Below are 12977 nucleotides of genomic sequence, written 5' to 3'. Positions count from 1 at the left end.
TGTTTGGGAAGAAGGTCGCCTTAGTCGGGGCGACGTTGACCCGGCGTGTCTTCGTCGGTCCGGGGCAGCTGGCCACGACCGACGTTGCCGAGCAGTTGTTCCAGCACCGTCAGCTCGCGGCCGCGTGTCGGGGTCTCGTTGCGGTTCATGGCGATCTGCTCGCCGTCCGTCAGGCCCAGTGTGCGTACCGACGCGACCTGGTCACCTTGGGGCACGAAAGTGATCTCCGTCACCGTGCGGGTGGAGACCTTGGGCAGGTTGTAGGTGTATTTTTCGGTCGTCTGGCTGATGTAGTACCAGACCTGATCAGGTTCGAAGGTCGAGGTGGTCGAGGGCGAGCCCAGCTTGGCCAGGACCGTTTCCTTGGTGTCGGTGCCGGCGACCACGTCCTGCGGCTTGGCGTCGATGGCCTGGAAGCCGTTGGAGCCGATGGTCGGAGCACAGGCGGCGGACAGGCCGGCCAGCGAAACGGCGACGAAAAGCGGGACGAAACGGGACATGGTCGGGCGCCTGCGAGAGAACAAGGTCTTTGACCTAGACGGACCTGCGTCCTAGTTCAACGGCGCGGCGGAAAAGGGGCCGTTGAAACCCATGATCAAAAACCTGTTCAAGCCGCGACCCGGCGTCCGTATCGGCGACGACCTGTACGCCAAGGCCGTCAGCCAGGCGCGTAATCCCGCCTTTTACACGCGGCTGGGCGTCGCCGACCGCATCGACGCCCGATTCGAGCTCTATACGTTGCACGTGCTGCTGCTGGTGCTGCGGCTGCGCGACGAGAATACGGCCCAGGGCCAGGATGCGGCACAGGCTGTGTTCGACGTCTATGTCTCCGCGCTGGACCATGCCCTGCGTGAGGAAGGCGTGGGCGACGTCGCGGTGGGCAAGAAGATGCGCAAGCTGGGCGAGGCCCTGTACGGGCGGATGAACGCCTATGAGCAGCCGCTGCGCGCCGACGACGCCGTCGCTCTGGCCGAGGCGATGGCGAAGAACGTCTATGCGGAGCCGCAGGCGATGCACGCAGAGGCGCTGGCGCGCTATGCGCTGACCACACGCGCGGCTCTGGCGGCGCAGGATTTCAACAAGGTGCTGGCGACGCCGGCCTGGGCGGAAGTTTAAGACAGATGAGCGTGATGCTCCCCTACAGTGAGACGGTGCGGGTCAATCAGATCGGGGCCGGATTGAACCGGAAGCTCGAACCGGACGCGGACACGCGCAAGCGAATCGCCCGCGCCCTGGATCTGCAGGGCCTTGAAGACTTCGTCGTGGATTTCGACGTGACGCCGACCCCCTCCACCAGCGAGTGGACCCTGAAAGGGCGTATCACGGCCCATGCTGTTCAGGCCTGCGGCCTGACGCTGGAGCCCTTGCCCGTCGATGTGGATCGCCGCTTTTCGATCCAGCTGGTCCAGGCCAAGCCTCAGGAGACTGAGGAGATCGAGGTCACGCTGGACGAGGAAGACGCCGACGTGATCGAGGACGGCAAGATCGACCTGGGTCAGTACGCCGTCGAACAACTGCTGCTGTCGCTGGATCCTTTCCCGCGCAAGCCGGGCGCGGAATTCGTGCAACCTGAGGAGCCGGGCGAGATTTCACCCTTCGCCGCCTTGAAGGCGCTTAAATCTCAGGACGATAAAGGCTGAGGTTGACGCAGGGGCCGGGTGGTTGCATCCCCCGGCTTCGGCGCTATCGTCCAGCGCATACTGCCAAGCGTCGCGCGACAAGACGACGCGCCCAAACGAGGTCCATTTGCCAGCCCCAGTTACGATCTCGCTTGACGCCATGGGCGGCGATCACGGGCCATCCGTCGTCGTCCCCGGCATCCGAAGCTACATCCGCGCCCATGACGGCGAGGGCGTTCGCTTCCTTCTGCATGGCGACGAGGCCAAGATCGCGCCCGAACTGGCGAAATGCGGCCTAGCGGCGGACATCTGCGAAATCCGCCATACCGACAAGGTCGTGGCCATGGACGAGAAGCCGGCCCAGGCCATGCGGCGCGGCAAGGGCTCCAGCCTGTGGAACGCCATCGAGGCGGTGAAGACGGGACAGGCAGGCGGCGTCGTTTCGGCCGGCAACACCGGCGCTCTGATGGCGATCTCGAAACTGATTCTGCGCATGTCCGCGCCGGGGCTGGAGCGGCCGGCCATCGTCGCCAGCTGGCCGACCTTCAAAGGCTATACGGCGGTTCTGGACGTCGGCGCCAATATCGGCAGCGACGCCGAGCAACTGGTCGAGTTCGCCATCATGGGCGAAGCCTTCCAGTCGGCGGTGCGCGGCATCGCCCGCCCGACCATCGGCCTGCTGAACGTCGGGTCCGAGGACATGAAGGGCAACGAGCAGGTCAAGGAGGCGCACGCCATCCTGCGCGACGGCCCGTTCGACCTGAACTATCACGGCTTCGTCGAGGGCGACGACATCGCCAAGGGCACGGTGGACGTGGTCGTCACCGATGGCTTCACCGGCAATATCGCGCTGAAGACCGCCGAAGGCACGGCGCGTTATATCTCGGCCCTGTTGAAAGAGGCCCTGACCTCGAACCTGCAATCCAAGCTGGGCGCCGTGATCGCCATGCCGGCGCTGAAGAAAATGCGCCAGAAGATCGATCCCAGCACCATAAACGGCGGGCCTCTGCTGGGGCTGAACGGCATCGTCGTGAAGAGCCACGGCGGCGCCGACGCCAAGGGCTTCGGCAATGCGATCCGCATCGCTGTCGATCTGGCCCGCAGCGACTATATGAGCAAGGTGGGGGACAACCTGGGCAAGCTGGACGCGGTGTTCGATCATGCCGCCAAGCCCGCCGCATCCGTGGGAGAACCCCTCCAGTGAGCGTCACCCGCAGCGCCGTGACCGGCGTCGGTTCCTATCTGCCGGAACAGATCGTCACCAACGCCGACCTGGCCAAGTTCGTCGATACGTCCGACGAATGGATCCAGGAGCGCACCGGCATCAAACAGCGCCACAAGGCGCGCGACGACCAACCGACCAGCGACCTGGCGGTCGAAGCCGCAAAGAAGGCGCTGGCCGACGCCGGCAAGACGGCGACGGACGTCGATCTGATCATCGTCGCCACGACCACGCCCGACATGACCTTTCCGGCCGTCGCCTCGATCGTTCAGGCCAAGTTGGGCGCCGGCGTCGGCATCGCCTTCGACGTTCAGGCTGTCTGCTCCGGTTTCGTCTACGCCTTGAGCGTCGCCGACGGTTTCGTGGCGCGCGGCCTGTCGAAATGCGCCCTGGTGATCGGGGCTGAGGAAATGACGAAGTTGATGGACTGGACCGACCGGACCACCTGCGTCCTGTTCGGCGACGGCGCCGGCGCCGTGGTGCTGGAGCCGCGCGAAGGGCAGGGGACGTCCGACGATCAAGGCATGCTGGGCTTTGCGTTGCGCGCCGACGGCTCCAAGACCGATCTGCTATATGTCGATGGCGGCCCGTCGACGACCGGAACGGTCGGTCATCTGCGCATGGCCGGCAACCAGGTGTTCCGTCACGCTGTGGTGAACATCGCCGAAGGCATCACCGCCGCCTGCGCCGCTGCGGACATCGAGATCGCGGACGTGGACTGGTTCGTGCCTCACCAAGCCAATCAGCGCATCATCAAGGGCGTCGGCGACCGGCTGGGTCTGGACGAGAACAAGGTGATCTCGACCGTCGCGACCCATGCCAACACCTCGGCCGCTTCCATCCCCTTGGCGCTGGACGCGGCGATCCAGGACGGCCGAATCAAGAAGGGCGATATGGTCCTGTTGGAAGCCATGGGCGGCGGCCTGACCTGGGGCGCCTGTGCCCTGCGGCTTTGAGCGGCGACTTTAAATCGCCCATAGGCATTGATTTTTCGGGGCCTTTGCGGCCCTATGAATGCGAGCGGATCGCATGACAGCGGGGGACATGATGGCAGGCCAACAGACCGTGACGCGCGCTGACCTGTGCGAAGCCGTGCACAATGAAGTCGGCCTGTCGCGTCAGGAGTGCTCCAGCCTGGTCGAGCGCACCCTCGAATTGATCGTCGAATCCTTGGAACGCGGCGAGACGGTGAAGCTGTCGGGCTTCGGCGTCTTCCAGGTTCGCGAGAAGCGCGCCCGAATGGGCCGCAATCCCAAGACCGGCGAACCGGCGGCGATCAATCCGCGCCGGGTCATCAGCTTCCGCGCCTCGCAGATCATGAAGAGCCGGGTTCACGACGCCGTCGTCGAGGACTGACCCGCGTGGCCAAGAGCGCCGACGCCTTTCGCACCATTTCCGAAGCGGCCGAAGAGGTCGGAGCGCCCCAGCATGTGCTGCGCTTCTGGGAGACGAAGTTCGCCTTCGTGACGCCGGTGAAACGCGCAGGTGGGCGGCGCTTCTATCGTCCTCAGGACATCGCTGTGCTCAAGGCGGTCAAGCGGCTGCTGCACGATGACGGGCTGACGATTCGCGGCGTCCAGCGTCTGCACACGGAACAGGGGCTTAAAAAGCTGATCGGGGCTGAAGCCGCCGCACTGATCGAGGATGGCGACGTTGCGATCAGTTCCGCCAAATCCGGCACGGGGCGGCTCGAAACCTCGAAATTGCAGCAGGTTCTCGCCGATCTGGAGCAGGCGAAGGCCCGTCTGGACGCCGTTCTTTCACGGTAGGTGGAAAAGTCGTTTTAGCGTTTGCGGACGACGATCCCCCCGTCTATAGGGAGCGCCTTCGGAGCGTGGCGCAGCCTGGTAGCGCACTTGACTGGGGGTCAAGGGGTCGCAGGTTCGAATCCTGTCGCTCCGACCATTCTTGCAAAAGAATGATGATGGTGGGGTCGTCCTTGCGGGCGGCCCCATCGTCGTATCTGGGCCTATCCGCGCTCGGCCCACTTCAACAGCGGAATGAGCGGCAGGCCCCAGGCGGTGCCGCCGATGCCGAAGAACAGGAAATCGATCCACTGCGACGCAGGCAGCATGCCGCGCAGGGCGATCAGGCCCCAGACCCAGAAGACCAGGAAGGCCAGGACGCCGATCGCGGCGACGAAGCGACGCAGTCGCGGGTGCATCAGCGCTTGTTCCTGAACAGGAAGAAGGCGACCAGGCAGAAGCCCGATCCGACCAGGGCCCACGGCACCCAGACCCAGCTGTCCATTGTGCTGACCGCAAAGACGCGCACGGCCAGGAACCAGCCACAGGCCAGGCCGACGCCGGACACCAGGCTGGTGCCGCCGAAGCCGCGACGGCCCGTCAGAAGGTCCGCGATCCAGGCCAGCAGCAGGCCGCCCACAACGGCGGCGGCGATATCGGCGTATTGCAACCCTGATCTCCTGCGGCGTCAGCGCCGTTAACTCAATCCGACTCGATCTTGTCGCTCTAGGCGGGCATACCGCACCGGTCGCGATTTGGTCATCGTCGAGCGCGACACCATATCCGGGTCAGTGTCGGGCGTCGAATGAACCGTTTCGGAAATCCAGATCGCAATCGCGCCGTCGCCGTGTGGCTGTTCGCCACGGCGGCCATCGTCTTCCTGATGGTGGTTGTCGGCGGCATCACGCGGCTGACGGGCTCGGGTCTGTCGATCACGGAATGGCAGCCCATCATGGGCGCGATCCCGCCGCTGAACGACGCCCAGTGGGCGGAGGCCTTCGACAAATACAAGCAGATCCCCCAATACGCCCAGATCAACGCGGGCATGAGCCTGGGCGAATTTCAGGGCATATTCTGGTGGGAATGGCTGCACCGGCTGATCGGGCGTGTGATTGGCCTGGTGTTCGCCCTGCCGCTGATCTTCTTCCTGCTGTGCCGTGTGGCGCCGCCGCGTTCGCTGTTCCGCCAATGGGCGATGCCGGACCGACTGATCTGGCGCTGTGTCGTGTTGCTGGCTTTGGGCGGGCTACAGGGCCTGATCGGTTGGTGGATGGTGTCCAGCGGCCTGTCCGAGCGGGTCAGCGTCGCACCCGAGCGTTTGGCGACGCACCTAGGTCTGGCCCTCATCCTGTTCGCGGCCCTCATCTGGACAGCGCTGGAGGCGTGGCATGGCGAGGATCACGGACGGCCGCCGTCTGGTTGGGCGCGGGGCGCAGGTTTCCTGTTGGGCGCGGTCTTCGTGCAGTGCCTGCTGGGCGCCTTGGTCGCGGGCGGGCACGCAGGGCTTGTCTATACCGACTGGCCGCTGATGAACGGGGCGGTGTTGCCCCCCGCCGACTGGAGCCTGGGGGCGAGCGCCTTCCTGCATGATCAGGCCCTGACGCAGTTCAATCACCGGCTGGTGGCCTATGGCCTGCTGATCGCGGTCAGCATCTACGCCTTCCAGGCCTGGCGCTGGCGCGTAGCCGAGGGAATGGGCCTGGCCGCCTTCGTGCTGGCGGGCGTGGTCTGGTTCCAGGCCCTGCTGGGGATCGTCACCCTGATGCACGCCGTGCCGGTGTGGCTGGGTGTTCTGCATCAGGGCGGGGCCGCCGTCGTGCTGGCCGTGGCGACGGCGAACCTGTGGCTAGTGCTGCGGGCTCAGGCCCGGATCTTCATGTCCGGACCGAGGACCATGGGCCTCTGATCGCCAGGGTCATGCCCGGATACATGATGTTGACGAACAGCACCTCGCCGTCGGGCGAGAAACAGGCGCCGGCGAACTCGGAGTTGCCGGTGAAGACATTGCGTCCGATCGTATAGACCTTGCCGTCCGGGGTGACGCCTTTCAGGTGGTTACGCACGTCGGAGGAATAGTTGTCCTCGCACAGGATCAGGTGGCCCCACGGCGCGATGGTGATGTTGTCGGCCATGTTCATGGTCTTCAGGTCCGTGCTTTCCACGAACAACTGCAGCCGGTCGGCGACGCCGTTCAGGCCTGGAACCAGCCGCATGACCTGGCCGCGCCGGATCGGTCCGCCCGAGGTGGCGGTGAAATACATCTCGTCGTCGCCCCACCAGACGCCTTCACCGCGCGCCACCAGGGCGGCGCCTGCCGCATGGCCGCGTTTGGCCAGGTCGCCGTTGGGGGATTCGACGTCGTCCATGTCGATCCACTCGATCTCGCGCCAGTCGCCGACGGCCCAGGTGCGGGCGTCCTGGTTGCGGGTGTCGGCGGCGGGAACGCCTTTCCAGGCCATGGCCTGAAGCCGTCCGCCCTCGGCCAGCTTGCCCGGAACATTGGGGATGAAGCGGTAGAACAGGCCGGTGTTGTCGTCTTCGGTCTGATAGACGATGCCGGTGCGGGGATCGACGCAGACGGCCTCGTGGTCGAAACGCCCCATGGCCTTCAGCGGCACGGGATCGACCAGGCCAGTCGCCGCGGCGGGCACCTCGAACACCCAGCCGTGGTTCTTGGTCACATCGGCGTCGGCCGGCGTCTCCAGCGTTTCCTCGCAGGTCAGCCAACTGCCCCAGGGCGTCGGGCCGCCGCAGCAATTGGTCGAGGTGCCGGCCAGGGTCAGATGCTGGCTGACCATCTGTCGGGTCGCCAGATCGTAGATGATGGTGGAACAGCCGCCGGGCAGGGGGCGGCCGTCCTTATAGGTGTCATAGGCCTTGGCGGCGTCCAGCAGGTCGAGCCGCTCCTCTCGAAGACCGCCGGGGCCGAGGTTGCGGTGCAGGCCGGACGAGCCCTTGAGCTCGTGATTGATCACCAGAGCGACGCGCGAACCCTCCAGCGGGAAACAGGCCATGCCGTCGGGTTGCCCCGGCGCGAACAGGCCATCGGCCATGGTGTCGCCGCTCTGGGCCACGACCTGGTAGGAAAAGCCCTCGGGCAGGTCGAGCAGCCGGTTCGTATCGCGCACCAGCGGACCGTAGCCATGAACCTCATTGACGTAGGTTTCTTCGCCGGCGGCTTGGGCGGAGGCGTGGCGCGCCAGACCGGCGAAGGCGGCGGCGGCGCTGGAGGCGATCAGGCCGCGACGATGAAGGATCATGAGAAGGCTCCGAAGGTGTCGGCCTCCGATGCCTCGGAATGATCATGGTTTGATGACGAGTTTTGCTATTTTATAACGCTAAGCGGTGGCGCGGGACCGGGTATTTTAATACCGTATTTATAAAACGTCATGAAAACAACGTCGTAGAGACAATACGCTGCGCTTGCATGCGTTGACGCGACCAATCGTCTCCTGTATCAGCGCGCCTTCATTCGGTTCCTTCGGGGGCCGGACCCGATTTTCGTCTCCAGGAACCCTCTCAATGCTGAAGAGCACTACGGCTTCGTTGAAGCCGGCCGAGGTCGAGAAGAAGTGGATCCACATCGACGCCGAAGGCGTCGTGGTGGGCCGCCTCGCGACCTTCATCGCCAACCGTCTGCGCGGCAAGCACCGCGGCGACTACACCCCGCACGTCGATTGCGGCGACTATGTCGTCGTGACCAACGTCGACAAGGTGGTGTTCACCGGCAAGAAGTCGACCGACAAGGTCTATTATCGCCACACCGGCCACCCGGGCGGCGTCAAGTCGACGACTCCCGAGAAGGTTCTGGGCGGACGCTTCCCCGAGCGCGTGCTTGAGAAGGCCGTCGAGCGCATGCTGCCGAAGGAAAGCCCGCTGGCCCGCAAGCAGATGACGCACCTGCGTCTGTTCGCCGGCGGCGCACACGAACACGAAGCCCAGCAACCGGAAACGATCGACTTCAAGTCGGCGTCGCCCAAGAACACCCGGAGCGCCTGAGCATGACTGACGCGACGCAAGACACCGCCGCCACCGGCTTCGACGCCCTGAAGGGCCTGAGCTCTTCGGTCGAGAACGACGCCCCCGTCTATGTCCAGAAGCTGGACGCCCAGGGCCGCGCCTATTCGACCGGCAAGCGCAAGAACGCGATCGCCCGCGTCTGGGTGAAGCCCGGCACCGGCAAGATCACCGTCAACGGCAAGGACCAAGAGCAATACTTCGCTCGTCCCGTGCTGCGCATGATGATCGCCCAGCCGCTGACCGTTTCGGACCGCGCCACGCAATATGACGTGATCTGCACGGTCGAAGGTTCGGGTCTGTCGGGCCAGGCCGGCGCCATCCGCCACGGCCTGTCGCACGCCCTGACGCACTTCGAACCGGAACTGCGCAAGGTTCTGAAGCCGCACGGCTTCCTGACCCGCGACAGCCGCGTCGTCGAGCGCAAGAAGTACGGCCGCGCCAAGGCACGCCGTTCCTTCCAGTTCTCGAAGCGCTAATCGCGTTCACGCGGTTTGGATTTGGGGCGCTTCGGGGACACCCGGAGCGCCCTTTTTCTTGTCTATCTTCTCCCGCAAGGCAGGACGGTCAGGAGCAGCCTATGACCCACACCATCTTCATCGACGGCGAGGCCGGCACTACGGGGCTGGAGATCCGCGAGCGGCTGGAGGCGCGCCCGGATCTGGAACTGGTCCTGCTGGGCGATCGGCGTCGCGATGTGGGTGCGCGGCGCGAGGCCCTGAACGCCGCCGACGCCGTGATCCTGTGCCTGCCCGACGATGCGGCGCGGGAAGCCGTGGCGATGATCGAGAACCCGTCGGTCAAGGTGATCGACGCCTCGACGGCCTATCGGGTCGCGCCAGGCTGGGCCTATGGCTTCCCCGAGATGGACGCAGGTCAGCGTGATCTGATCGCGCGGTCGTCGTTCGTGTCGAACCCCGGCTGCTATCCTACAGGCTTCATCGGACTGATGCGGCCGCTGGTGAAGGCGGGGCTGGTTCCGGCGACCTATCCGGTCACGGTCAATGCGGTGTCGGGCTATTCCGGGGGCGGCAAGGCCATGATCGCCGAGTTCGAAGCATCAGGCGCCGCGACTGCATATCGGGCCTACGGCTTGTCGCTGAGGCACAAGCATGTGCCGGAGATGACCAAACACACGGGATTGAGCCGCGACGTCCTGTTCGCTCCAGCGGTCGGAAACTATCGGCAGGGCATGCTGGTGGAGGTTCCGCTGCATCTGGCCGCCTTGCCGGAGACGCCGTCCGTCGAACGCCTCCACGGCGCACTGGTCGAAGCCTATGACGGACAGCATTTCGTCGAGGTCGCCGATCTGGAAGAGACAGAGGCCCTGTCGGGTCTGGAACCCGAAGGCCTGAACGGCACCAACCGTTTGCGTCTTCATGTCTTCGGCGACCGTAACGGCGAGCAGGCGCGACTGGTGGCCCTGCTCGACAACCTGGGCAAGGGCGCGTCAGGCGCGGCGGTGCAGAACCTGAACATCATGCTGGGTCTGGACGAGACGACCGGCCTGATCTGAGCGGCTGAAACCATTTCGCCGCGCCCTTCGTATGAAGGGCATGACCCAGTCCCTGATCGTGCATCGCCGGGACCTTCTGATGGGCGCCGGCGCGCTCGCCCTGTCCGCCTGTTCTCCCGAACCGTCCGAGGCGGGGGAGGGGCAGTATGCGACCTCGCCCTATCGCCGCGTCTCCGATGCCGACTGGCGACGGCGACTGGGCGACGCCTCGTGGCGTGTCATGCGGCATGAGGGCACGGAGCGGCCCTATTCCAGCCCTTTGAACGACCAGCACGGGCGCGGAACCTTCGTCTGCAAGGGCTGCGACCTGCCGCTGTTTCGGTCGCAGTGGAAGTTCGATTCCCACACCGGCTGGCCCAGCTTCTATGACGTGATCGCCGCCAACATCGGCAGACAGCGCGATCTGGCCATCGGCGTTCCCCGCACGGAATATCATTGCGCCCGCTGCCTGGGGCATCAGGGACATGTGTTCAACGACGGCCCTCGTCCGACCGGCCTGCGCTACTGTAACAACGGTGTGGCGCTGAAGTTCGTCGCGGCTTAACCGCGCCGCGCCCGAATGGCGGAATCGACGGTAAGACCGAAGATGACCGAGGCGATGATCACCAGCAGCCCATAATCGTGGCCCGCAAAGAAGACCGGCGCGCACGCCATGCCGATGACGATCAGAGGAAACAGGCCGGCCCAGACCGCCGTGCCGGGCGTGTCGGGGTGGATCATCGGTTGAACCGCCGGGCGCTTCATAGCCTTGGCCATACGTCCGTTCAGCAGGACGAAGGCGGCCGAGCAGGTCACGGCCGAGATGATGTATTTCACCGTATTTCCGGTCTCGCCGAAGACGCTGGCCGTCATGATCAGCAGGATCAGCGCCACCCCCGTGCTGATCGCGAGCAGGGCGTTGGGTTCGATACGGTTCAAGACTTCACTTTCACATAGCTGCCGGGGGCCGGCTCGATAGGCTTGAGCGGCCCCTTTTCAGGATCGCGGGCGGGGATTTGCTTTCCGGCACGCTTGGCCAACCATGCAGACCAATGGTCCCACCAGCTGCCGGGATGCTCTACCGCGTCGGCCTGCCATTCGGCCAGGGTCGCGGGCAGGGCGGCGTTGGTCCAGTGCTGGTATTTCTTGGCCGCAGGCGCGTTGATGACGCCGGCGATATGGCCCGATCCCGCCAGGGTGAAGGTGACGTCCTTGCCCCCGAAGAGTTTGGCCGAGCGATAGACCGAGTTCATCGGCGCGATGTGATCCTCGCGGCTGGCCTGGAAGTAGAGCGGGATCGTCACCTTCGACAGGTCCGCCGTCAGCCCGCCGATCTGGAAGGCGCCCTGGGCCAGGGCGTTGGCCCCATACATCTGGCGCAGATAGTCCAGATGCAGCGTCTTGGGCATCCGCGTCTGATCGGCGTTCCAGAACAGCAGGTCGAAGGCGGGTGGATCCTTGCCCAGCAGATAGTTGCTGATGAAGAAGGACCAGATCAGGTCATTGGAGCGCAGGGCGTTGAAGGTCTCGGCCATGGCCGCGCCGGGCAGGACCCCGCCCGCCGCATCCATCTGACGCTCGATCTCGGCGATCCAGTGCTCGTCGGTGAAAAGCAGCAGGTCGCCGGCCTCGGCGAAGTCGTGCTGGGCGGCGAAGAAGGTAGCGGCGGCGACCCGCGTGTCGCCCTTGGCCGCCATGTGCGCGAGGCCGGCGCCCAGCAGGGTGCCCCCGATGCAATAGCCGACAGCGTTTAACTGCTTCGCGCCCGCCTGTTCCAGCGTCTTCTCGACCGCGCGATAGATGCCTTTTTCCAGATACTGGTCGAAGCCGAAACCGGCCTTGTCCTTGTCCGGATTGACCCAGGAACAGACAAACACCGTAAAGCCCTGGGCAGACAGCCAGCGGATCAGCGAGTTCGCCGGCTGCAGGTCCATGATGTAGAATTTGTTGATCCACGGCGGGAACATCAGCAGCGGAATCTCGTGCTGGGTCTCGGTCGTCGGCGCATACTGGATCAGTTCGAACAGCTCGTCGCGCCAGACGACCTGGCCCGGCGCGGTGGCGACGTTCTCGCCGACGACGAACTTGCCATAGTCTGCTTGGCTGATGCGCAGCGACCCGCCGCCACGCTCCAGATCGGCGGCGAAGTTCTGCATCCCCTTGACCAGCGATTCGCCGCTGGTCTCGGCCAACGCTTTCAAAGCAACGGGATTGGACGCCAGGAAGTTCGACGGGGAGAAGGCGTCGGTCAGCAGACGCGTGAAGAACTGGGCGCGGCGTTTCAGCGTCGGATCGACATCCTCCACGCCCGCGATCAGGCCGTTCATCCAGTCCGAGGTCAGCAGATAGGAACGGCGCATCATGTCGAACATCGGGTTTTCGGACCAGGCCGGGTCCTTGAACCGCTTGTCGGTCGGGGCGGGGTCGGGCGCCTCACCTGTCGCCTGACGCGCCGTGGATGACCACAGCTGCATATATCGACCGAACAGGTCGGCCTGCGCCTGCATCATCTTGTCGGGCTGTGCCGCGAGGCTGGTCATGACCGACGTCATCGCGGGGGCGACATTGAACGGATCGGGCGACAGGGCGGCGGGACGGTCGGCCTGGGTCAGGGCGGCTTCTGCAATCGCGCTCTGAGCCATCATGGCCGCCTTGGCCAGGTTCATCGACAGGGTCTCGATCATCTCGGCCTGTGCAGCGCCGGGAAAGGTCGGTTCGGGCGCGACCTCGGCGACGGTTTCGGCCGGCGCCTCCTGCGCTTCGGCAGGCTTTGGCTTGGGCTGTCGCGGAGGGCGAGGCTTGGCGGAAGTCGGGCGCCCGGCCTTGCGTGCCGGGCGTTCGGCGGCGTCTGTCGGCGTCTTCGGGAGCTTGGCCATGAT

The 12977-nt window shown here is 65.1% G+C and carries 17 protein-coding genes and 1 tRNA gene; 12 read left to right on the top strand and 6 right to left on the bottom strand.

What is annotated here, in order from left to right; genetic code table 11:
• Positions 1–20 precede the first annotated feature (20 nt).
• On the bottom strand, positions 21–500 hold the full coding sequence (locus ACK4MH_RS10590; RefSeq protein WP_409717904.1) for an outer membrane protein assembly factor BamE: 480 nt from the start codon (positions 498–500) through the stop codon (positions 21–23).
• 91 nt (positions 501–591) lie between these two features.
• Here ACK4MH_RS10590 and ACK4MH_RS10585 point away from each other — a divergent pair, with 91 nt between their 5' ends.
• From ACK4MH_RS10585 to ACK4MH_RS10555, 7 genes are all read left to right on the top strand, one after another.
• Positions 592–1116, top strand: a complete 525-nt coding sequence (locus tag ACK4MH_RS10585; protein WP_409717901.1) for a ubiquinol-cytochrome C chaperone family protein — start codon at positions 592–594, stop codon at positions 1114–1116.
• Positions 1117–1130: 14 nt separating this feature from the next.
• Positions 1131–1640, top strand: a complete 510-nt coding sequence (locus ACK4MH_RS10580) for a YceD family protein (protein ID WP_409717898.1) — start codon at positions 1131–1133, stop codon at positions 1638–1640.
• A 106-nt stretch (positions 1641–1746) separates the two neighbouring features.
• Entirely contained in the window at positions 1747–2823 is a 1077-nt protein-coding gene (plsX, locus tag ACK4MH_RS10575; RefSeq protein ID WP_409717895.1) for a phosphate acyltransferase PlsX, read from the top strand.
• A complete protein-coding gene (locus ACK4MH_RS10570; RefSeq protein WP_409717892.1) occupies positions 2820–3797 on the top strand; it encodes a beta-ketoacyl-ACP synthase III in 978 nt (325 codons plus the stop codon). Before plsX ends, ACK4MH_RS10570 begins: the two co-directional genes overlap by 4 nt.
• 91 nt (positions 3798–3888) lie before the next feature.
• Complete coding sequence (locus ACK4MH_RS10565; protein ID WP_135196090.1) at positions 3889–4197, top strand: integration host factor subunit alpha; 309 nt, start codon at positions 3889–3891, stop codon at positions 4195–4197.
• Between the two features lie 5 nt (positions 4198–4202).
• Positions 4203–4610 (top strand): MerR family transcriptional regulator, encoded by a 408-nt coding sequence (locus ACK4MH_RS10560; protein ID WP_409717889.1) that lies wholly within the window; start codon positions 4203–4205, stop codon positions 4608–4610.
• Positions 4611–4669: 59 nt separating this feature from the next.
• Positions 4670–4746: transfer RNA gene (locus tag ACK4MH_RS10555), tRNA-Pro, on the top strand.
• A gap of 64 nt (positions 4747–4810) precedes the next feature.
• On the opposite strand, the gene ACK4MH_RS10550 is transcribed toward ACK4MH_RS10555, so the two are convergent.
• Positions 4811–5005: a DUF2842 domain-containing protein gene (locus tag ACK4MH_RS10550; RefSeq protein WP_346497232.1), complete on the bottom strand. Its 195-nt coding sequence runs from the start codon at positions 5003–5005 to the stop codon at positions 4811–4813.
• A complete protein-coding gene (locus ACK4MH_RS10545; RefSeq protein WP_409717886.1) occupies positions 5005–5256 on the bottom strand; it encodes a transglycosylase in 252 nt (83 codons plus the stop codon). Before ACK4MH_RS10545 ends, ACK4MH_RS10550 begins: the two co-directional genes overlap by 1 nt.
• 135 nt (positions 5257–5391) lie before the next feature.
• On the opposite strand from ACK4MH_RS10545, the gene ACK4MH_RS10540 reads away from it, so the two are divergent.
• Positions 5392–6492, top strand: coding sequence for a COX15/CtaA family protein (locus tag ACK4MH_RS10540; RefSeq protein ID WP_409717883.1), 1101 nt, complete (start codon positions 5392–5394; stop codon positions 6490–6492).
• Here ACK4MH_RS10540 and ACK4MH_RS10535 read toward each other — a convergent pair.
• Positions 6461–7846 carry an alkaline phosphatase PhoX gene (locus ACK4MH_RS10535; RefSeq protein ID WP_409717880.1) on the bottom strand — a complete coding sequence of 462 codons (1386 nt, stop codon included), beginning with the start codon at positions 7844–7846 and terminating at the stop codon, positions 6461–6463. The genes ACK4MH_RS10540 and ACK4MH_RS10535 overlap by 32 nt on opposite strands.
• Before the next feature lie 265 nt (positions 7847–8111).
• Here ACK4MH_RS10535 and rplM point away from each other — a divergent pair, with 265 nt between their 5' ends.
• From rplM to msrB, 4 genes are all read left to right on the top strand, one after another.
• A complete protein-coding gene (rplM, locus tag ACK4MH_RS10530; RefSeq protein WP_135196089.1) occupies positions 8112–8585 on the top strand; it encodes a 50S ribosomal protein L13 in 474 nt (157 codons plus the stop codon).
• Positions 8586–8587: 2 nt separating this feature from the next.
• Positions 8588–9082 (top strand): 30S ribosomal protein S9, encoded by a 495-nt coding sequence (rpsI, locus tag ACK4MH_RS10525; protein WP_135195973.1) that lies wholly within the window; start codon positions 8588–8590, stop codon positions 9080–9082.
• A 101-nt stretch (positions 9083–9183) separates the two neighbouring features.
• Positions 9184–10119, top strand: coding sequence for an N-acetyl-gamma-glutamyl-phosphate reductase (gene argC / locus ACK4MH_RS10520; protein ID WP_409717876.1), 936 nt, complete (start codon positions 9184–9186; stop codon positions 10117–10119).
• Between the two features lie 40 nt (positions 10120–10159).
• The gene (gene msrB, locus ACK4MH_RS10515) at positions 10160–10663 is read left to right on the top strand and encodes a peptide-methionine (R)-S-oxide reductase MsrB (protein ID WP_409717873.1); all 504 of its coding nucleotides are present in this window, start codon (positions 10160–10162) and stop codon (positions 10661–10663) included.
• Here msrB and ACK4MH_RS10510 read toward each other — a convergent pair.
• Both ACK4MH_RS10510 and phaC read right to left on the bottom strand, forming a co-directional pair.
• Positions 10660–11037 carry a hypothetical protein gene (locus ACK4MH_RS10510; protein WP_409717870.1) on the bottom strand — a complete coding sequence of 126 codons (378 nt, stop codon included), beginning with the start codon at positions 11035–11037 and terminating at the stop codon, positions 10660–10662. The two genes, msrB and ACK4MH_RS10510, sit on opposite strands and share 4 nt — an antisense overlap.
• Positions 11034–12974, bottom strand: a complete 1941-nt coding sequence (gene phaC, locus ACK4MH_RS10505; RefSeq protein ID WP_409717867.1) for a class I poly(R)-hydroxyalkanoic acid synthase — start codon at positions 12972–12974, stop codon at positions 11034–11036. The genes ACK4MH_RS10510 and phaC overlap by 4 nt, the downstream gene beginning before the upstream one ends.
• Positions 12975–12977 lie beyond the last annotated feature (3 nt).

This window comes from Brevundimonas sp. (assembly GCF_046295075.1).
In the GTDB taxonomy this organism is placed as follows: domain Bacteria; phylum Pseudomonadota; class Alphaproteobacteria; order Caulobacterales; family Caulobacteraceae; genus Brevundimonas.
Note: the sequence above shows the minus strand (reverse complement) of the source record. Positions and strands in the feature narration are given on the sequence as shown.

What these genes read in the sequence shown, in the direction of transcription:
- rpsI (WP_135195973.1), top strand. Translation starts at nt 8,588, where the DNA reads ATGACTGACGCGACGCAAGACACCGCCGCCACCGGCTTCGACGCCCTG.
- phaC (WP_409717867.1), bottom strand. Translation starts at nt 12,974, where the DNA reads ATGGCCAAGCTCCCGAAGACGCCGACAGACGCCGCCGAACGCCCGGCA.
- msrB (WP_409717873.1), top strand. Translation starts at nt 10,160, where the DNA reads ATGACCCAGTCCCTGATCGTGCATCGCCGGGACCTTCTGATGGGCGCC.
- ACK4MH_RS10585 (WP_409717901.1), top strand. Translation starts at nt 592, where the DNA reads ATGATCAAAAACCTGTTCAAGCCGCGACCCGGCGTCCGTATCGGCGAC.
- ACK4MH_RS10565 (WP_135196090.1), top strand. Translation starts at nt 3,889, where the DNA reads ATGGCAGGCCAACAGACCGTGACGCGCGCTGACCTGTGCGAAGCCGTG.
- ACK4MH_RS10540 (WP_409717883.1), top strand. Translation starts at nt 5,392, where the DNA reads ATGAACCGTTTCGGAAATCCAGATCGCAATCGCGCCGTCGCCGTGTGG.
- ACK4MH_RS10535 (WP_409717880.1), bottom strand. Translation starts at nt 7,846, where the DNA reads ATGATCCTTCATCGTCGCGGCCTGATCGCCTCCAGCGCCGCCGCCGCC.
- ACK4MH_RS10580 (WP_409717898.1), top strand. Translation starts at nt 1,131, where the DNA reads ATGCTCCCCTACAGTGAGACGGTGCGGGTCAATCAGATCGGGGCCGGA.
- argC (WP_409717876.1), top strand. Translation starts at nt 9,184, where the DNA reads ATGACCCACACCATCTTCATCGACGGCGAGGCCGGCACTACGGGGCTG.
- ACK4MH_RS10590 (WP_409717904.1), bottom strand. Translation starts at nt 500, where the DNA reads ATGTCCCGTTTCGTCCCGCTTTTCGTCGCCGTTTCGCTGGCCGGCCTG.
- ACK4MH_RS10550 (WP_346497232.1), bottom strand. Translation starts at nt 5,005, where the DNA reads ATGCACCCGCGACTGCGTCGCTTCGTCGCCGCGATCGGCGTCCTGGCC.